General features: G+C 64.5%; 18 protein-coding genes and 1 pseudogene. 10 read left to right on the top strand and 9 right to left on the bottom strand.

The genetic code is table 11. From position 1 onward, the window contains the following. Positions 1 to 253 precede the first annotated feature (253 nt). Together MMSP_RS13110 and MMSP_RS13115 are read left to right on the top strand one after the other, a co-directional pair. Positions 254 to 1,732 (top strand): biotin carboxylase, encoded by a 1,479-nt coding sequence (locus MMSP_RS13110; RefSeq protein ID WP_020787008.1) that lies wholly within the window; start codon positions 254 to 256, stop codon positions 1,730 to 1,732. Then, positions 1,729 to 2,925 carry a serine hydrolase gene (locus MMSP_RS13115; RefSeq protein ID WP_020787009.1) on the top strand — a complete coding sequence of 399 codons (1,197 nt, stop codon included), beginning with the start codon at positions 1,729 to 1,731 and terminating at the stop codon, positions 2,923 to 2,925. Before MMSP_RS13110 ends, MMSP_RS13115 begins: the two co-directional genes overlap by 4 nt. 78 nt (positions 2,926 to 3,003) lie before the next feature. Here the strand turns inward: MMSP_RS13115 and MMSP_RS13120 are convergent, their stop codons facing one another. Further along, positions 3,004 to 4,272 carry a DUF3500 domain-containing protein gene (locus MMSP_RS13120; RefSeq protein ID WP_020787010.1) on the bottom strand — a complete coding sequence of 423 codons (1,269 nt, stop codon included), beginning with the start codon at positions 4,270 to 4,272 and terminating at the stop codon, positions 3,004 to 3,006. Positions 4,273 to 4,541: 269 nt separating this feature from the next. On the opposite strand from MMSP_RS13120, the gene MMSP_RS13125 reads away from it, so the two are divergent. The 4 genes and pseudogenes from MMSP_RS13125 to MMSP_RS13145 all read left to right on the top strand — a co-directional run. Further along, a complete protein-coding gene (locus MMSP_RS13125; protein ID WP_235065741.1) occupies positions 4,542 to 5,354 on the top strand; it encodes an LLM class flavin-dependent oxidoreductase in 813 nt (270 codons plus the stop codon). Positions 5,355 to 5,377: 23 nt separating this feature from the next. Further along, the gene (locus MMSP_RS13130) at positions 5,378 to 5,848 is read left to right on the top strand and encodes an HD domain-containing protein (protein WP_012395017.1); all 471 of its coding nucleotides are present in this window, start codon (positions 5,378 to 5,380) and stop codon (positions 5,846 to 5,848) included. A 116-nt stretch (positions 5,849 to 5,964) separates the two neighbouring features. Then, a complete protein-coding gene (locus tag MMSP_RS13135) occupies positions 5,965 to 6,678 on the top strand; it encodes a haloacid dehalogenase type II (protein WP_020725714.1) in 714 nt (237 codons plus the stop codon). Between the two features lie 628 nt (positions 6,679 to 7,306). Beyond that, a pseudogene (locus MMSP_RS13145) lies at positions 7,307 to 7,676 on the top strand (potassium channel family protein); the annotation flags it as partial. Between the two features lie 23 nt (positions 7,677 to 7,699). Here the strand turns inward: MMSP_RS13145 and MMSP_RS13150 are convergent. The 5 genes from MMSP_RS13150 to MMSP_RS13170 form a co-directional block, all read right to left on the bottom strand. Further along, on the bottom strand, positions 7,700 to 8,035 hold the full coding sequence (locus MMSP_RS13150; RefSeq protein WP_020787013.1) for a DUF202 domain-containing protein: 336 nt from the start codon (positions 8,033 to 8,035) through the stop codon (positions 7,700 to 7,702). Next, positions 8,032 to 8,409, bottom strand: coding sequence for a YidH family protein (locus MMSP_RS13155; RefSeq protein ID WP_012395013.1), 378 nt, complete (start codon positions 8,407 to 8,409; stop codon positions 8,032 to 8,034). Before MMSP_RS13155 ends, MMSP_RS13150 begins: the two co-directional genes overlap by 4 nt. Positions 8,410 to 8,607: 198 nt before the next feature. Beyond that, on the bottom strand, positions 8,608 to 9,006 hold the full coding sequence (locus tag MMSP_RS13160) for a hypothetical protein (RefSeq protein WP_036426488.1): 399 nt from the start codon (positions 9,004 to 9,006) through the stop codon (positions 8,608 to 8,610). Continuing rightward, a complete protein-coding gene (locus MMSP_RS13165; protein WP_012395012.1) occupies positions 9,003 to 9,536 on the bottom strand; it encodes a hypothetical protein in 534 nt (177 codons plus the stop codon). Before MMSP_RS13165 ends, MMSP_RS13160 begins: the two co-directional genes overlap by 4 nt. Positions 9,537 to 9,604: 68 nt before the next feature. Beyond that, a complete protein-coding gene (locus MMSP_RS13170; RefSeq protein ID WP_020787015.1) occupies positions 9,605 to 10,246 on the bottom strand; it encodes an ester cyclase in 642 nt (213 codons plus the stop codon). Positions 10,247 to 10,505: 259 nt separating this feature from the next. On the opposite strand from MMSP_RS13170, the gene MMSP_RS28450 reads away from it, so the two are divergent. From MMSP_RS28450 to MMSP_RS13180, 3 genes are all read left to right on the top strand, one after another. Further along, positions 10,506 to 11,066, top strand: a complete 561-nt coding sequence (locus MMSP_RS28450) for a hypothetical protein (protein ID WP_020787016.1) — start codon at positions 10,506 to 10,508, stop codon at positions 11,064 to 11,066. Positions 11,067 to 11,109: 43 nt separating this feature from the next. Beyond that, positions 11,110 to 11,622 (top strand): hypothetical protein, encoded by a 513-nt coding sequence (locus MMSP_RS28455; protein ID WP_235065743.1) that lies wholly within the window; start codon positions 11,110 to 11,112, stop codon positions 11,620 to 11,622. A gap of 144 nt (positions 11,623 to 11,766) precedes the next feature. Next, positions 11,767 to 12,342, top strand: a complete 576-nt coding sequence (locus MMSP_RS13180) for a class I SAM-dependent methyltransferase (RefSeq protein WP_232022558.1) — start codon at positions 11,767 to 11,769, stop codon at positions 12,340 to 12,342. A gap of 8 nt (positions 12,343 to 12,350) precedes the next feature. Here the strand turns inward: MMSP_RS13180 and MMSP_RS13185 are convergent, their stop codons facing one another. The 3 genes from MMSP_RS13185 to MMSP_RS13195 form a co-directional block, all read right to left on the bottom strand. After that, positions 12,351 to 13,724, bottom strand: coding sequence for a flavin monoamine oxidase family protein (locus MMSP_RS13185; protein WP_012395008.1), 1,374 nt, complete (start codon positions 13,722 to 13,724; stop codon positions 12,351 to 12,353). Positions 13,725 to 13,757: 33 nt separating this feature from the next. After that, positions 13,758 to 15,059 carry a cytochrome P450 gene (locus tag MMSP_RS13190; RefSeq protein WP_020787019.1) on the bottom strand — a complete coding sequence of 434 codons (1,302 nt, stop codon included), beginning with the start codon at positions 15,057 to 15,059 and terminating at the stop codon, positions 13,758 to 13,760. Positions 15,060 to 15,164: 105 nt separating this feature from the next. After that, positions 15,165 to 15,503: an MmpS family transport accessory protein gene (locus tag MMSP_RS13195; protein ID WP_012395006.1), complete on the bottom strand. Its 339-nt coding sequence runs from the start codon at positions 15,501 to 15,503 to the stop codon at positions 15,165 to 15,167. 214 nt (positions 15,504 to 15,717) lie between these two features. Between MMSP_RS13195 and MMSP_RS13200 the strand changes: the two genes are divergently transcribed. Continuing rightward, positions 15,718 to 16,803, top strand: a complete 1,086-nt coding sequence (locus MMSP_RS13200; protein WP_015356278.1) for a dihydrodipicolinate reductase related protein — start codon at positions 15,718 to 15,720, stop codon at positions 16,801 to 16,803. The last annotated feature ends 114 nt before the right edge of the window (positions 16,804 to 16,917 follow it).

A 16,917-nucleotide genomic window follows, 5' to 3' on the forward strand; every position in this document is an offset into this window, starting at 1 on the left:
GATAGGGTCGATCGGCCTCATCGCATCGAAGATCTTGAATTTGCCAGTGATGCCGGGTGGACTGGTTAGACGAGAATGTACCCGTTGCTCGGCGGACGTTCAGGCACCCCACATTTCGATACGACCACCTTCGGGTCCACACTGGACCAATGGAGGTATGCGAATTCACCGCCGTCGCGCTGACCGCACCGTCCCTACCGCCGCCGCCCCCGCGCCGGGCTCAAGGCTCGACGACACCGCGGCTGGTGCGATCGTGACCGCAGGTAATCCCGAGCCCAAGCCGCCCCGTGTGCTGAACGGTCTTTCGGACGTCCGCGCGTTCTTCCACAACAACAAGCTGCCGCTCTACTTCATCTCGCCGACGCCGTTCAACCTGCTAGGCATCGACCGATGGGTGCGAAACTTCTTCTACCTCACCTACTTTGACTCCTTCGAGGGCGCGCATTCGCGCGTGTTCGTGCCGCGGCGGCGTGACCGCAGGGATTTCGACGGCATGGGGGATGTGTGCAACCACCTGCTGCGTGACCCCGAGACGCTCGAGTTCATCGCGCGCCGGGGGCCCGGCGGCAAGGCCTGCTTTGTGATGCTGGACGGAGAGACCCAGGCCCTGGCGCGCCAGGCGGGGCTCGAGGTCATTCATCCCCCGGCGGAGCTGCGCCACCGGCTCGGCTCCAAGATCGTCATGACTCGCCTGGCCAACGAGGCGGGCGTGCCGAGCGTGCCGCACGTGATCGGGCGGTCCGGCTCCTACGAGGAGCTATCGACGCTGGCGCATGACGCCGGGCTGGGAGATGACCTGGTCATCGAGGCCGCATATGGCAACGCCGGCAGTGCGACCTTCTTCGTGCGCGGTGAGCGTGACTGGGACCAGTGCGCCGCTGACCTGGTGGAGCAGCCGGAAATCAAGGTCATGAAGCGCATCCGCAATGTCGAGGTGTGTATCGAGGGGACCGTGACCCGCCACGGCACCGTGATCGGCCCCGCGATGACGAGTCTGGTCGGTTACCCGGAGCTGACTCCGTCCAAAGGGGCCTGGTGCGGCAATGACGTCTGGCGTGAGGTGCTGCCGCCCGCCCAGACGCGCGCCGCGCGCGAGATGGTTCGAAAGCTGGGCGATGTCCTGAGCCGCGAGGGCTACCGCGGCTACTTCGAGGTTGACCTGTTGCACGATCTGGACGCAAACGAGCTCTACCTCGGCGAGGTGAACCCACGCCTGAGCGGGGCCAGCCCGATGACGAACCTGACCACCGAGGCCTACGCCGATATGCCGCTGTTCCTGTTCCACCTGCTCGAATACATGGACGTGGAATACGAGCTCGACATCGAGGAGATCAACACGCGCTGGGAACGCGGCTACGGCGAGGACGAGGTCTGGGGTCAGCTCATCATGTCGGAGACCTCGCCGGAGCTCGAGCTGTTCACCTCAACCCCACGCACCGGGGTGTGGCGCCTGCACCACGATGGCAGCGTCTCCTTCGCTCGTCAGGGCAACGACTGGGCCACGCTGCTCGACGAGTCCGAGGCGTTCTACATGCGGGTCGCCGCACCTGGCGACTTACGTTGCGAGGGAGCCCAACTCGGTGTGCTTGTCACCCGCGGGCATCTGCAGACCGACGACTACCAGCTCACTGAGCGCTGCCAGCGCTGGGTCAAGGGCCTCAAGGCGCACTTTGCCTCGACACCCCTGACGCCGGCCGCGCCGATCGTCTCGCGGCTCGTCGCACGCGCGTGAGCGGCGGCGTCCCGGCCGGTCTTTCGCTGGGCAATTGGCTCTCGTCACCGTATTCGCACTGGGCGTTCCAGCGTGTCGAGGACTTCATGCCGACCGCGCTGATCTCGCGCGGGACCAACCCCGCCGTGGCGCTGCCCGCGGCCGGTGCTCCGGTCGCCGACATCGAGTTGACCAACACCGAGGGGGCGCCGACCACCGTTGATGCGGTGATGGCCGGCACCGTCACCGACGGGTGGGCGGTGGCTCACCGCGGTGCGCTGGTGGCCGAGGAGTACCTCGGTGGATTGCGGCCCCAGACGCGGCACCTGCTGTTCTCGGTGAGCAAATCGTTGGTGGCGGCGGTGGTCGGCGCGCTGTCTGGGGCCGGTGCGATCGACGTTGACGCGCCGGTCACGACATACGTTCCCGCCTTGGTGAACTGCGGCTATGCGGGTGCGACGGTGCGCCACCTGCTGGACATGAGATCAGGTGTTGGCTTCTCGGAGAACTACGACGACCCGGCCGCCGAAATACACGTGCGCGAGCAGGTGATCGGGTGGGCGCCCAAGCACAATCCGGATGTCCCCGCCACACTGCGCGACTACCTGCTCACCTTGCGGCAGAAGTCGGCCCACGGCGGCCCCTTCGAATATCGCTCGTGTGAAACCGATGTACTCGGCTGGATCTGCGAGGTCGCCGGCGGCCAGCCGATGCCCGAACTGATGTCGCATCTGCTGTGGAGTCGCATCGGCGCCCAATGCGACGCCAGCATCGCGCTAGACACGGCGGGCCCGGCCGGCACCGGGATATTCGACGGCGGCATCAACGCCTGTCTTACCGACATGATCCGGTTCGGGTCGCTGTTCTTGCGTGACGGTGTCTCGTTGACCGGCCAGCAGGTGGTGCCGGCGGCGTGGATCGCCGACACGCTCGACGGCGGTACCGATTCGCGTCAGGCATTTGCCGCCAGCCCCGACGACACCAAAATGCCGGGCGGGATGTACCGCAACCAAGTGTGGTTTCCCTACCCGGGCAGCAACGTCGCGTTGTGCGTGGGCATGTGTGGCCAGTTGATCTACATCAACCGCGCCGCGCAGGTGGTCGGCGCCAAGCTGTCCAGCCGGCCGGCCTCTCAGGACGACCCGCAGCAACAGGCGAACACGCTGCGTGCATTCGACGCGGTGGCACGGGAATTGGGTGGAATTACCAACTAGCCTGCGCTGAGCGGGGTCCGCGGCGGATTCAGCGGGGCAGCTGTCGCCAGCGGAGTCCACGAGTTGTCGGCTATATGCCTATTGATTGAGCTCCAGCCCGGCCATCGAGCGCTGGTGCGCCTCGCAGTATTGCCGCACCAGAGCCATGCCGTAATCGTTGCCGTTGGGTGTGCGCACCAGCGTGTGGATGTGGAACCGCATGGCGGTGGGGTTGTTGAGAAAGACCGCGGCGTGATGATCGAATTCGATCAGGGTTACTGGGTTTTGAATCCGGTAGTAGAACGGATCTTCCGGGCCCGAACCGCCGATCCAGCAGAAATACGTGCTGTCGAGCTGCTTTTGGATCTCGGCCATCCGTGCGGCCTTCGGACCATCGGGCAGGTGTCGGTGATAGACCTCGATGAGCTCGACGAGCTTGTCGCGGGAGGCCGCGCCGAAGTCCGCTGCCGGGGCTCCTTGATAGGGGATGACCCTGTTGTCCTGGCTGAACCCGCCCAGATGCAGATGGTCGAACGGACTGAGCCTGCCTTGGGGCACGGCGGGATCGTAGGCGCTGGGATAGAGCACGACGCGTTCACGCAGCTGCGCGGGAAGCGTCTCAAACAGCGCCACCGCGAGGTTTTCCTCGTCGGTGAAAAAGGTCAGGCCCCGGCGCGGACCTCGGTCGACCTCATTGGGTTCGGCTCCCCAGAAACACGGCGTCATGACCATCTGCTCGCCGACGATCTGACAGTTCAGCACGCAGTGATGGCCGTGCATCTGCCAGCCCCATGGTTCGGTCAACGACGGCTCGCCAAACAGCGTGAAGTTGTAGCTGTATTCGTTCATGATCAGCGGCGCCACCATGATCGTTCCGAGGAACCCGTTCACGTACATGCAGTTGCGCACCTTGGTGTAGCCGGCTTCGCTCAGCGTGGTCTTGAGGAAATCGAAGATGGCGGTTCGGGTTTCGGCGGTGACCTCGTCGAGGCGCAGGCCGTAGCGGAACAAGTAGAACTCCGGGTTGAGCCAGCGCCGCCGCAGCACCGAGGTCAGCGGATGAACGAGCTTGGCGCGTTCGGCGGGGGTCACCGTGGATAGCAAGTGGTTCGCCGCCTTGACCATGTCGGCGATGGGTGCGCCCTCGGCAGCAAGGTCGAACAGGCCCGGCTCGATCGTCCCGTCGGCACTCACCCCCTGAAACGGTGCATTGGACCTCTCCACGATGAGATCGAAGGGATTGTTGTCCCCCAAACCCAGACGCAGCATCTCGCCCACGTGGTCGGCGTAGGTTTCTGCGTCCGCGTCCAGACCGGCGTAGCGCGGTGCGTCGTCGGGCGGGATGAACTCCCGGAACTTCGCGCTCATGCGATCGCCTCTGTCCCCAGCGGCTGACCCGTTTGCAAGTGGTTGCGCAATGAGCTGTGGATGCCGGGCCACAGGGCTCCGGCGTTGTTGATTAGCAGGCTTGTGAGCTGGGTTGATGATCTTTGGTGCCGCGCTATTGGGGCCGGAGTGTAGGCACGGGCTATCTGGAGAACGATCGAGTTGGTTACTGTTCGTCGTTGGTCTGGAGTTGCCCGTGCCTACGTTTCAGTATTGCCTGTGTCGTCGGTTCCCCCTGCATGGCGGGCGGGATGGCCGCGGTGACCAAGCATGCCCGCCTGCTTATCGGCGCGGTGGTGCTGCCGCTGCACGATCCCGTGCTGGTCGCCGAACAGATCGCCATCGCCGATCTGATGTCGGGCGGGCGCATCAACGTGACGTTCGGTGCCGGCTATGTGGCATCGGAATTCGCGATGTTCGGCAAGTCGCTGGCCGATCGGGCCAAGCTCATGGACTCGGGTATCGAGACGATCATCCGGGCGCTGCGTGGCGAGACGTTCGAAGCCGACGGCCGCCCGGTGTGTGTGCGCCCGCTGCCGATACAGAAGCCCGAGGAGATCATCTTGGTCGGCGGCGGCGTCAAAGCCTCGGCCCGTCGCGCCGCGCGCTTCGGTATCGGATTCCTGCCAATGGTTCCCGACCTGGTGGATGTTTATCTCGAAGAATGCCGCAAACACGGTCGTGAGCCGGGGCTTTACTTTCGGCCGATGCTCATCCCGATCAGCATCCATCTATGCGAAGACACCGAGCGTGGCTGGGCCGCAATCGAACGCCATGCCATCCATGTCATCACCGAGTACGCCAAATGGGCTGAGCAGGAAGGCGATGCGTCCAATTCGCCGTTCAAGTCGCTGACCGATCCCGCCGTGCTGCGCCAGGCGGGTCTGTTCGCGGCTTGGACACCGGATGATCTGCTGGCCAGAGTGCCTGACGTGGTCGACCGGTCGGGATTTGCGTTTCAGCCGCTGCTGGGCGGTCTGTCACCCGAGGAAGGCTGGAAGAGCCTCAAACTGCTCGAGCAGACAATGCCCAAACTGAAGGCCGCGATTGCGGCATTGGACTAGGTGGCGCTGGTGAGGGCGGAGACGTGGACCACATCGCAATTGCCGACTCGATCGCCGCCGCGGCTCACGCCGGCCAGCTCGATAAGGCCGGGCTGCCCTACCTGGGGCATGTGCGCCGGGTTGCGGCCTATGTCGATCCGGCCAACGCCGAGGCCGCGGTGGCGGCTTTGCTGCACGACGTCATCGAGGACTCGGGGATTACGGCTGCCCAACTCGCTGAGCAAGGCATCCCCGCCAGCGCGATCGATGCAGTCGAGCGGCTCACCCGACGCGATCACGTCCCACCCGACGACTACTACCGGCGTATCCGCGAACACCCGATCGCTCGCGAGGTCAAACTCGCCGACCTGGCCGACAACACCGACCCGGAACGCATGGCAAACCTCAGCGACGCCGACCGCGCCAGATTGACCAGCAAGTACGCGCACGCCTACCGGGCGCTCGGTGCCGACTTCGGCGATGGTGCCGAGCGCAGAGCCCGCGCCAACCGCTAGCACCGCGAGCAGACACAGAATCGCACCCGCGCGGAGCCCGCGGTGCGATTCTGTGTCTGCTCGCCAAGACCGGGCGAGAGGCAAACCCCAGGCAAGCTTGGGGTGGCCGAGGTTGGATGATGAGCCTCATGGTGACGGCGTTGCTCTTCGACGTGCAGGGGACCGCGACGGATTTTCATTCGACCGTCTGTGACGAGGCGCGGCGGATCAGCGCCGGACGGCACCCGGATGCGGACTGGCCCGAGCTGGTCCGGCGCTGGCGGGCCGGTTACTTCAGCGCGTTGGATGCTTCCTCGGGCGGACACGGCGGGTGGGTTTCGGTCTACTCGGTGTACCGACAAGTCCTTGACGCGGTGCTGGACGGTTGCGGTGTCACCGGACTCTCGGCCGCCGAGCGTGACGAGCTCACCCTTGCCTGGCAGCGGCTGCGTCCCTGGCCGGACGTGGTGGCCGGCCTGACTCGGCTGAAGACGAAGTTCACGCTGGCCACCCTGTCCAATGCGGACGTCAGCGCGGTCGTCAACATCTCGAAGCGGGCCGCTCTGCCCTGGGATGCGATCTTTGCGGCCGAGATGGCCGGGGTGTTCAAGCCCGATCCGGCCGCTTATCGGATGGCCGTCGGCTACCTCGGGTGTGAACCTGCCGAGGTCATGATGGTGGCCAGCCATAAGTACGACCTCCGCGCCGCGGCCCGTCTGGGTCTGCGCACCGCCTTCGTCGCGCGGCCGCTCGAATTCGGTATCGGTGGTGCGGCCGATGCAACCTATGCCGATGAGTTCGACATCAACGCCGCAGACTTCCTCGATCTTGCCGGGCAACTCGGTTGCTGATCGCTGCGGAGTCGAAACAAGTTTCACGCGAACCGAATTCGGCTAGCCCGTTATCACCTTTACCGCGCGGAAGGCCAGCCCGCTACCCTAAAGCCGGGCAGAAATTGAGACGGATACGTAACGCCATGATCGACTCGGAGGCCCAGCCGTTATGACTGAGCAAACTAAAGACCAGCTATGGGAGCAGCGCACCGAATGGCCACTGGCCATGGTAGCCATCGCATTCCTCGCCATGTACTCGATCGAAGTGCTGTATCAGCCGCAGGGTTTAGAGGCGACCTTCTTGGGGGTGGCAACTTGGGTCGCCTGGAGCCTCTTCGTCTTCGATTACATCGCGCGCCTGTGTTTGGCGCCTCACCGTGGGCGTTGGTTTATCCGGCACATAATCGACCTGCTTATCGTCGCGCTTCCCATGATGCGGCCACTGCGTTTGCTGAGGTTGCTCGTCCTGGTCGGCGCGCTGCAGAAGGCGGTGGGCAATGCCGTTCGCGGTCGCATCATGCTCTACACCATCTCGGGTGTATCCCAGGGCCAGATAGCCCGTGCCTACACTCCGGCCCCAATAGCGCGGCACCAAAGATCATCAACCCAGCTCACAAGCCTGCTAATCAACAACGCCGGAGCCCTGGGGTGTATCCCTGCTGATCTACGTCACTTCACTGGCCATCCTCAACCAGGAACGTGGCCATCCGGGGGCCACCATTACGTCTTTCGGAAAGGCCGTGTGGTGGGCCATCACTACGGTGACAACCGTTGGTTACGGAGATTTGTACCCGATCACAGTCACCGGCCGAGTAATTGCCGTATTGCTGATGATCGGTGGCATTAGCCTGATCGGTGTCGTTACCGCCTCACTCGCATTGTGGATAGTGCAGCGGGTCGCTGAAACTGATTCCGCGAACCGTGCCGCCACCGCTGCGCAGATCGATGAGCTGCGCACGGAAGTACGCCGACTGGCGGCGCTCTTGCGCGAACAGCACTCCGACCGCGTCAACTGAGCCCGGCGATGGCCTGGCGCGGCCTACAGCAGCTGCGCGAACGCGGTCACGACCATCAGCACCAGCACCGCCAGCCCGACGATGTAGACCTGACGGCGAGCGGTGATTCGTTGCGGTCGTGGGCGCCGGCGCAGGGTTCGCTGGCGTTGGTAGGCGATGATGTAGCCGCACGACGCCGCCAGCGCGGCCAGGCCGGCCGGGACCAGCCCCGCTAGTCCGGGGTGGGCCTGCACGTCCTTGGTCGTCAACAACACGCCGTTGACCAGCAGCGCAAACGACGTCCGGGTCCAGGCCAGCGTGGTGCGTTCGGCCTGTAATCCGCGATCCGCCGCCTGGGCAGTCTCCGACGACTGGCTCAACCCGTGACCACCTTGGCGACCACCAAGATGAGCGCGACGACGCCGACGATCGCCAGTCCTACAGCCAGGTATGCCGGTGTCGGGTGGTGGGGCAGTGGTTCGCCGCGGCGCATGGCGCGATCGGCCTGCTGCCAGCGCAGCAGCCCCATCCCGCTGGTCAGAATCGCCAGTGTCGCGAGCACCACGCCCAGCACATGGCGTGCACCGTGGACGGCCAGCTCGGGGACGAGTTGCACCAGGGCGACCGCCGCGGCAAGAAGCCCCAACGCGGTTCGCTGCCAGGCTAGGAAGGTTCGTTCGTTGGCCAGAGTGAACCGGTAGTCGGGTTCGGTCTCGGCGCATTCTTCGCTGTCGGGTGTGGTGGTTTCGGCCACTAGGCACCTCGCAAGTCATATTGGGCACAGGCGTTTTCGACGTCGACCGAGTCTAGCCAGAGTTGTGCCCGGTCCGGGCGCCCACAGCCGAAACGCCAGCGATCGGTGTGGGCTGAGGCCAACCGGCTCGGTGCGACGATACGCAAACCGCAGCTGAGGGCGGGTGGCCGGGCCGACTCAGGGCGGGTGGGGTTGGTGTCAGCGATTCCGCTCGTCATCTGGTGTCGCGACGCTGAAGGCAGATGGGTCGATCGGCGACCAGTCCAGCGCGACGCAGGGTTCGTTGCCGACCACCCACGCGTCGTGGCCAGGCTCGGCGGCAAATGCCTGGTTGGGTCCCACCAGAATCTCCAGACCGTCGTGGCTGCGCACCGCCATGTGCCCGCTCAGCACGTACCCGACGTGCCGCGCCGAGGCCCTGCCAGTTGTCGGGCCGACGTGGACCGACGACTTCCAGCCGGGTTGGTAGATGCCATGGCCGATGGCGACCGTGCCCAACAGTTCCATCACGACACGCACGCTGCCGTCGAGGAATCGCACGGTCCTGTCGGGTTGCTGTATCGCTTTGGTTTCCGCGTCTACATGTTGGTGGTTCATGAGCCTGGGCGCTGGGCGGAGCCGGTCAGCGGCTGACCGTCGGCGGCCTGCAGCAGACAGATGACGGTGCTGGGGGTGGGGTCTGCGCCCGTTCTGTCCTGCCGTGAGTCGATCAGCCAGGTCACCGCGTAGGGGCTGTCGTCGACGGCCTTGCCGGTGTAGGGCGCAAACCCCGCCGCGCATTCCCGATTGGCGACGTCGGCGACGGCGGAGTCGACGGCCACCGGAGCGCGTAAGTACACCTGAGCTAGATGCGTTGTCGCGCAATCGGTTACGGTGACGTAGATGCGGCTCAGGTCTGCCGGGGGAAGGTCGGCGACGCAATCCCCGACCTGCAGGTCAATCCATTTCTGTGTGCTCGAGCCGGGGGAGGCGGGCTGCGCCGGGACGGTAGCGGTGACCGCTGTTGCGGCTTTGGTGGGCGGCGCGATCGTGGATTCCTGCCCCGCTTGATGAGTGGTGGTGGCGCAGCCGGACAGCAATGGTATTGCGGCCAGGGCGCCCAACACATGTCGGTCTGCTACTCGCATGGCAGCCTCCTGAAAAGCATCGGCTAGCGGGGGAGTCTAGGCATTCGCACTGCCACGGGGAAGCGTAGTCACGCAAACGTCGGCTCGGTGGTGTTGGTCAGTGCCCGGTCCGGTTCCCCCGACGACATGGACAGCAGGCCCCGGACACAACGCGCAGCCAGCAGCCAGTTCGACGGCCGCCGCATGGCCAGCCCGCCCAGCAACTGTTTGATCATGGTCAGAGTGTCGAAATAGATGCGTTCGCAGACAAGGGTTTCCGCCTCGTCGAAAACGAAATAGGCGGTCATCCGGACCCGGACCCGGAACCGGCTTCCGGTGGGCGGAATCTTGCCGAGGTAGCCGCGGTGGGTGCCCATCAGCCAGAACTCGACGATCACCGCGTCGGCACTGTGTCGCAAAGCGATGATTTCGTGGTCCTGGTCCTGGTCCTGGTCCTGGTCCTGGTCCTGGTCCTGGTCCTGGTCCTGGTCCTGGTCCTGGTCCTGGTCCTGGTCCTGGTCCGGGAACGCCGTTCGGGTGTAGTGGTAGTAGCCGCGCACCGCCTGGTCTCCGTCGTGGACGGTCATCTGCGGGATCAGCTCGTAGCGCGGGTGCGGAAAGGTGGACAGCACGTCGTCCCAGTCCTGACGGACCTCATCGTGGAAATGGTCGAGCACCAGCTTCTGGCGGGCCGCCAGCACCTCGGGAGCGGGAAACGCGGAAATGGGCATGCTTGACGATAGGCTCCGAGCTCATCGACCGGCCAGATACTTTTGTTGGCCGACCCGGGCGGGCCCGGTCACGCCAGCGTCATCAAGCTCAGAAACGCCTGTGCCCGTTGACGTGTCACTGATCGGCGGCCCGGTGACGTCTTGTTCCGGAGTCCAGTCCTGTCGCGCTTGTGCCGCATACCCCTATATGGTATCCATCGACTATGGATTGCAGCCGGGGATTTCCCACAACTCGCCGACACCACCCCCGGTAGTCAGGATGGATATCGCCGGACTATCCAGCTACGACTACCTACTCCAACGTGTGGCGACCGGCCGGCTGCGGCTGGTGCTGCTGCTGTCGCCGCCGCGCACCGGTTCGACGGCGCTTGCCAATGCCCTGGCGCGACACGGTCAGGTTGATGCGGTGGTGACCGAGCCGGCGGGCCAGTACCATCTGCGGGCCGATGCTCGGGTCGTCGAGACTTTTGGGCTGATCGCCGATGCGGTTGCTGCGGTTGGTCCGTGCCCGGCGTCCCGGCCGGCTGTCGTGCTGATCAAGGAGACCGCGCAACATATCGGGCCCGATCGGGAGTGGCGGGCTTGGCGCGCGATCATCGACAAGACTTTGGTGTTGGTGCGCCAGCCGGCGCTGGCCTTGGAGTCGCTGATCCTGATGACACTCGGGCTGGCGGACCTGTTGTCGGGAGGTTCCGAGGCCAGGCCCCGGCTGTGGCTCAGCCCAGCGGGGCGGGCGACCTGCCCGCCCCGCTGGGCTGACCTGCTGGGCGGACTTCCTGGCACGGCTGCGCGAGGAACGCGACTTCAGCGGATTCGATGAAGGCCGTTTGCGTGCCCATTGGCATAAGAGCGCCTTGTTCGGCATGCCCAGCCTGCAACGCGAAGTCTGGGCCAACGAGGCGCGACAGCGCAGGCTGGGAGATGTCGGTGACTTCGAGCCATACCTGGGCACCCCGCCCTGCGCTCTGAGCACACTGCCTGAACCGCTGGTGCGCCCATTCAACGATCGCCACTTCGCCTGGTCTGCGCTGTGGGATCTGTACGACAACACCCCGGCCGGCGATCAGGGGGTGGCGCTTGTCGATTTCGCTGCGGTGCAGGCCGATCCGCCTGCCCGGCTCGGCGCGCTCGCCGCGTTCCTCGGGTTGTCCCCGCGCGATCCCAGCGCCTCGCCCCCGATCGTGCGCTCAGGTTACGACACGCGCTGTCCGCAACTGCATGACGTGTTGTTCCGCGAGGCGAGGGCGAGGTCAGACATCGCGCCAGGCAATCGTCAGCCGCTGCCGATCGAAGGATTTCCGTCCTGGCTGCACCCCCAGTTGCGCGCGGCCCAGACGATCTACCGGAACCTGCATCGAGAGCTGCGTCAGCCGTGACCACTTGGATCGCCGCTTCGCGTTCTGTGGTCATCGGGCACGTCGTGTCCGTTCGGCCGCCAGACGCCGATTCTCTGATATGGTCACGGCAAAATGAGGGCCGTGCAGCCATTTTCCGAGAAGTTGAGCGCAAAGCTTAACCACATGCGCGAGGTGCTGCGGCCGGCAGAGCGACTTCGGCAACAGGCTCACGCGCTTGGCGGCCACCTCGGCAAGGGCGATAGCGTTCTCGATGTCGGGTGCGGGACGGGTTATCTGTCTGCGTACTTGCAGCAGATGTACGGGATATCCCCGAGTGGCATAGACGTCAAGGACGCTCGTCGTACCGAGATTCCGTTCCGCGAGTTCAATGGCACGTCAATTCCTTTTCCGGACAGGTCATTTGACCATGTTGTTCTCAGTGAAGTGCTGCATCACAGCCATGACCCGGTGGCGCTGATCAAACAGTGTTACCGAGTTGCGCGCCGCAGCATCATCGTGTTCGAAGACATGCCGGACGGACGGCTGGGCAAAGGCATTCTTTTCCTCCATGTCCACGTGTTCGCCCGCTACTACCGCTGCCCATTTCGCCCGGCAACCATAGGCTCCTACCGATCGGCACTAAATTGGTTGGGCGACAATGCATCCTGCGTTCTGCAGGCTCGGCAGCCACCAGAATGGCTCAGCGTGTACCCGCGCGAGCTATTCGTGTACGAGCTTGCCGAATCGGCTCAGTGGTGATCGCCAGGTCATGAGTCGCTGGCCATGGTCATCGTCTGGTTCGCCATTACTTCGCTGGCCGCGCGCTCGCCCGAGCGAATGGCGCCATCGATCCAGCCGCACATCTTGGCCGAGGTCTCGGTGCCTGCCCAGTGAATCCGGCCGCACGGCCTGCGCAGCGCATGACCGAACTGGGTGAGCACACCCGGGGGAGTATGGCTGAGCATCCCACCGCCGGAGTAGCGCTCACGGCTCCAGTTCTGCTCGAAGTAGTCGATCGGCTTCGCGGCCTTGGCGCCGAAGCGTTCCACCAGGGCGGCGAGCACCGCCTGACGTCGACCGTCGTCGTCGAGGCGCTCGTATTGCCGGGCGACCGGCCCCTCGATCACCACGCACAGCACCCCCGGTGTCCCGCTATTGGGGCTGGCATCGATGGTCAGCGTAGCCAGCGATGTCGGCGCGGCGCTTTGGCCACACAATCCATCGGCACGCCAGAACGGCTCGTCGTAGACGGCGGAGATCTTGACAACCGCGCCGCTGGGCATCCGCTGGTGCAGAAATGACCGATCGGTGGGAAGCATTGGTTCATAAACGATTTGGCTGGCGATCGCGAGCGGAACCGCGACGATCGTTCGGTTCGCCCGCACGGTTAGCCCCTCGGCTTGCACGGTCACGCCGCCGGAATCCTGGGTGATCGATCGGACCGGTTGGGACAGGTGGATCGCGTCGCCCAGCTCGGCGGCCATCGGCCCATAAACGGCGCCCATGCCACCGATCGGCCGGGCGTCTTGTGCGGCGCCCTTGCTGCCCAGCACGAAGCCGGGCCCACCGCCCGAGGCCATCTGGTACAGCACGAACAGCATCGATACCTCCGAGGCGTCGGAGGTGTAGCAGCCGGCGATCGCCGTTTCCAGGAGGTCGTGCGCTGCTTTGGACTTGACGTTGTTGCGCAGCCACTGGGCCAGGGTCATTCGGTCCCATTTCGCGGCTCGCTTGGCTTCCCAGGGCGCCTCGAGTGGAATCGTCTTGCACATCTGGCTGATTTCGAACATGGCTGTGCCCAGATTCATCGAGGCCAACGGGCTCAGGGTCCGCGGGATCGTGCCCTGGTAGCGGTACTGCTTGCCATCGACAACCATCATGGCTTCGCCGTCGGTGTACTGCTTGAACGCCGCGACTCCGAATTCCTTCATCAGCGCATAGATTCGGTGCTGAGTGGGGCCGATCCACGCGCCGCCCTTGTCGATCCACGACCCGTCTTCACGCACCACGGTGAAGGTTCGGCCGCCAACCCGGTCCCGAGCCTCCAGCAATGCCACCGAGTGACCGGCCTGCTTCAGCCGAAGCGCGGCGGTCAGGCCAGCGAACCCCGCACCCACCACGCATACATCGACCTCGGCCATGCTGAATAGGCCTACCGGCAAACGGCTTCGCAGTCAACGGCTCCACGCGACTGGTAGCCGTTTGATGCCATGAATGAACTGTGACAGCAACCGTGCCGGCTCCTCGGTCGCGACGACGTCAGGCATTTGCCGGCGCAATTCGTCGAATACAACTCTGATTTCACGGCGGGCCAGGTTTGCGCCCAGGCAGAAATGGGCACCTCCACCACCGAAGCCGACCTGCGGATTGGGGTTGCGGGTCACATCGAACGTCCAGGGATCGGCGAACTTCTCCTCATCGCGATTCGCCGAGCAGTACCACAGGGTGACCTTGTCGCCGGCCGCCATCTTGGTGCCCCGAAGGTCGACGTCCTGGCTCAACGTTCGGCGCATATAGACCACCGGCGAAGCCCATCGCACGATCTCCTCGACCGCGGTCGCGGCCAAACCGTCGAAGTCCGACCACCACTTGGCACGCTCGTCGGGGTAGCGCGACAGCGCCAGCATTCCGTGACTGATCGCATTGCGGGTGGTTTCGTTGCCGGCGACCACCAGCAGGATGAAGAACATCGCGATCTCCGACGAGGACAACCGCTCGCCGTCGACCTCGGCTTCCACCAGGCTGGTCGTCAGATCGCCGTGGTGGTTGACCCGACGATCATCGGCCAGCGCGGTGGCGTAGCCGCCGATGGCCATCGAAACTTGAAGGAACTCATCGAAATCGGTAGTCAGGTCGGGGTCGCCGAACCCGAGAATCACGTTCGTCCAATGAAAAATTTGCTCGTGGTCTTCTTCGGGAATCCCCATCATGTCGCAGATGATCTGCAAAGGCAGCGGGTCGGCGAGCTCGCTGACCAGGTCGGCTTGCCCGTCGGGATGGTTCTCGATCATGGCTGCGACCAACCGGTGGGCCCGCTCCCGCACCGAGGCTTCGATGCGGGCGACCACCTTCGGGGTGAACGCCCTGCTGACAATCGAGCGCAGGCGCTGGTGGCGCGGATCGTCGAGCACGATCATCGAGCCGAAGTATTCGGCCAGCTCCGGTGTCTGATCGTGGATCACGATGTTGGGACTGGAATGAAAGATTTCCGGATGCCGACTGGCGAAGTGGATATCGTCGTGCTTGGTCAGCGCCCAGTGCCCCTTGCCCGCAGTGAGTCCGGCGAGTTCGATCGGGGGCCAGAAGGAGATGGGGGCTTCGCGGCGCAAGGTCGCGAAAGCGCCGTCGCGGAAGTCGTCATCGCGTCCCCAGAACTCCAGCGAACCAAGTTCGATGTCGGCCAGTGGGACTTCCGGTGGCGGTGTCCCGTTAACCCGAGGCAGCAGGCCGGTGTTGAGGTTCGTGCTGAGGTCCATCGTGCTTCTCCTACGTCTCCGCTTCGTCGTTGAAGGGGTGACACTGGCGAGCTTAAACCGCTGGCGGCGACAACGTGGCGGTGCGGAGCCACCGCATGCGGTGGGTCAGTGTGTGCACACGGTGTGTCCGGGCGTTCCGGTCCCGGTCTGCTCGGTCACCACGCTGCCGTCAACCAGAATCCTGCAGGTAATGCTGCCCTGCCCTTGGGCGCTGAGCACGAAAACCTGCCCGCCGAAGGCGGTGAACTCCGACGACCAGGGCAGGTTGATGTTGGTCGCTCGCTGCTGGCCCTTGGCGGTTTGGTACGAGACGAACTCGGCGACGCCCGGGCCGCTCACTTCATAGCGGACCTGCTGAAACGGGTCGGCGTTCGCCACGCCGCAGGTGGCTGCGACGCCGACACCGATAGCGAGCAGAATCGCCGGTCCGCTGAGACGGCGCATGGGTCTGGCTGCCAATCGACTGGTCATGGTTTTCCATAGTGTCATCAGGTAGGACGGCATGTAAGTGGTTTGTTGGGCTCCCGCCCCGCCGGCACGAGTGCGTTTGGTGCCCGAGAACAGCGAGCGGACTCGTTGAAGACCCAAATGTGAGCCCTGATGCTAGATGTCGCCCCCGATCGCGCTTAGTGTGACGTAGTCAGGGAGGTGGCCGTTTATGTCGCAAAGTGGCGGGAAACGAGTGGTCGTCTGGGGCACCGGCTTCGTGGGCAGGATGGTGATTCCCGAAATCGTCAAGCATCCATTGTTTGAGCTGGTGGGTGTTGGTGTCAGCAATCCTGACAAGGTGGGGCGCGACGTCGGCGAAATCTGCGGACTTTCCGAGCCGGTGGGAATCAGCGCCACCGACGATGTCGACGCGCTGATCGCGCTGCGGCCCGACGCGCTGGTGCATTACGGCCCGACGGCGATGCACGCGCAGGACAACATCTCACTCATCACGCGCTTCCTGCGGGCCGGCATCGACGTCTGCTCGACCGCAATGACGCCGTGGATCTGGCCGACGATGCACCTGAACCCGCCGCAGTGGATTCAGCCCATCACCGAGGCTTGCACGTTGGGGGAGTCGTCGTGCTTCACCACCGGCATCGACCCGGGATTCGCCAACGACTTGTTTCCCATGACCCTGATGGGTTTGTGTTCGGAGGTCCGGCGTGTGCGGGCCTCCGAACTGCTGGACTACACGAACTACGAGGGCGATTACGAAAAAGAGATGGGCATCGGCCGCGAGCCCGAATTCAGCCCGATGCTGGAAAACCGCGACGTGCTGATCTTCGCGTGGGGCGCCACCGTGCCGATGATCGCTCATGCCGCCGGGATCATGCTCGATGAGATCACTACCACCTGGGAAAAGTGGGTGACCCCCACCGAGCGCAAGTCGGCCAAGGGCCTCATCAAAGCGGGCCACGTGGCCGCGGTGCGGTTCACCATCAATGGGGTCTATCAGGGCGAAACCCGCATCCAACTGGAACACGTCAACCGCATCGGCCACGATGCCGCGCCGGACTGGCCCTCCGGCCACGACGACGACGTCTATCGGGTGGATATCGAAGGAACTCCCAGCATCTTCCAGGAGACCGCGTTCCGGTTCACCGACGGTTCCGGGCGAGATCCAGCCACCGCCGGGTGTCTGGCGACCGGCATGCGGGCGCTCAATGCGGTGCCTGCCGTCAACGACTTGCCGCCGGGCTGGGTCACCGCGCTCGACCTGCCGCTGATTCCAGGCGCGGGCACAATCCGTTGACCTGCGTCGATTGCTTGGCGTTGAAGTGCTTATACAGCTGGCGCATAGCTGGCGCAGAGATTGGCTATAGGTTCTATCGACAGAATTTGAGTTAGGCGGGTGGCGTGCCGCCGG

Origin of the sequence: Mycobacterium sp. 012931 (assembly GCF_000419295.1) — a bacterium.
Classification (GTDB): Bacteria; Actinomycetota; Actinomycetes; order Mycobacteriales; family Mycobacteriaceae; genus Mycobacterium; species Mycobacterium marinum.

Excerpts from the sequence above, each read along its gene's own strand:
- MMSP_RS13120 (WP_020787010.1), bottom strand. The coding sequence starts at position 4,272 with ATGAGCGCGAAGTTCCGGGAGTTCATCCCGCCCGACGACGCACCGCGC.
- MMSP_RS13125 (WP_235065741.1), top strand. The coding sequence starts at position 4,542 with ATGGCCGCGGTGACCAAGCATGCCCGCCTGCTTATCGGCGCGGTGGTG.
- MMSP_RS13135 (WP_020725714.1), top strand. The coding sequence starts at position 5,965 with ATGATGAGCCTCATGGTGACGGCGTTGCTCTTCGACGTGCAGGGGACC.
- MMSP_RS13160 (WP_036426488.1), bottom strand. The coding sequence starts at position 9,006 with ATGAACCACCAACATGTAGACGCGGAAACCAAAGCGATACAGCAACCC.
- MMSP_RS13165 (WP_012395012.1), bottom strand. The coding sequence starts at position 9,536 with ATGCGAGTAGCAGACCGACATGTGTTGGGCGCCCTGGCCGCAATACCA.
- MMSP_RS13170 (WP_020787015.1), bottom strand. The coding sequence starts at position 10,246 with ATGCCCATTTCCGCGTTTCCCGCTCCCGAGGTGCTGGCGGCCCGCCAG.
- MMSP_RS28450 (WP_020787016.1), top strand. The coding sequence starts at position 10,506 with ATGGATATCGCCGGACTATCCAGCTACGACTACCTACTCCAACGTGTG.
- MMSP_RS28455 (WP_235065743.1), top strand. The coding sequence starts at position 11,110 with ATGCCCAGCCTGCAACGCGAAGTCTGGGCCAACGAGGCGCGACAGCGC.
- MMSP_RS13180 (WP_232022558.1), top strand. The coding sequence starts at position 11,767 with ATGCGCGAGGTGCTGCGGCCGGCAGAGCGACTTCGGCAACAGGCTCAC.
- MMSP_RS13185 (WP_012395008.1), bottom strand. The coding sequence starts at position 13,724 with ATGGCCGAGGTCGATGTATGCGTGGTGGGTGCGGGGTTCGCTGGCCTG.
- MMSP_RS13190 (WP_020787019.1), bottom strand. The coding sequence starts at position 15,059 with ATGGACCTCAGCACGAACCTCAACACCGGCCTGCTGCCTCGGGTTAAC.
- MMSP_RS13195 (WP_012395006.1), bottom strand. The coding sequence starts at position 15,503 with ATGCGCCGTCTCAGCGGACCGGCGATTCTGCTCGCTATCGGTGTCGGC.
- MMSP_RS13200 (WP_015356278.1), top strand. The coding sequence starts at position 15,718 with ATGTCGCAAAGTGGCGGGAAACGAGTGGTCGTCTGGGGCACCGGCTTC.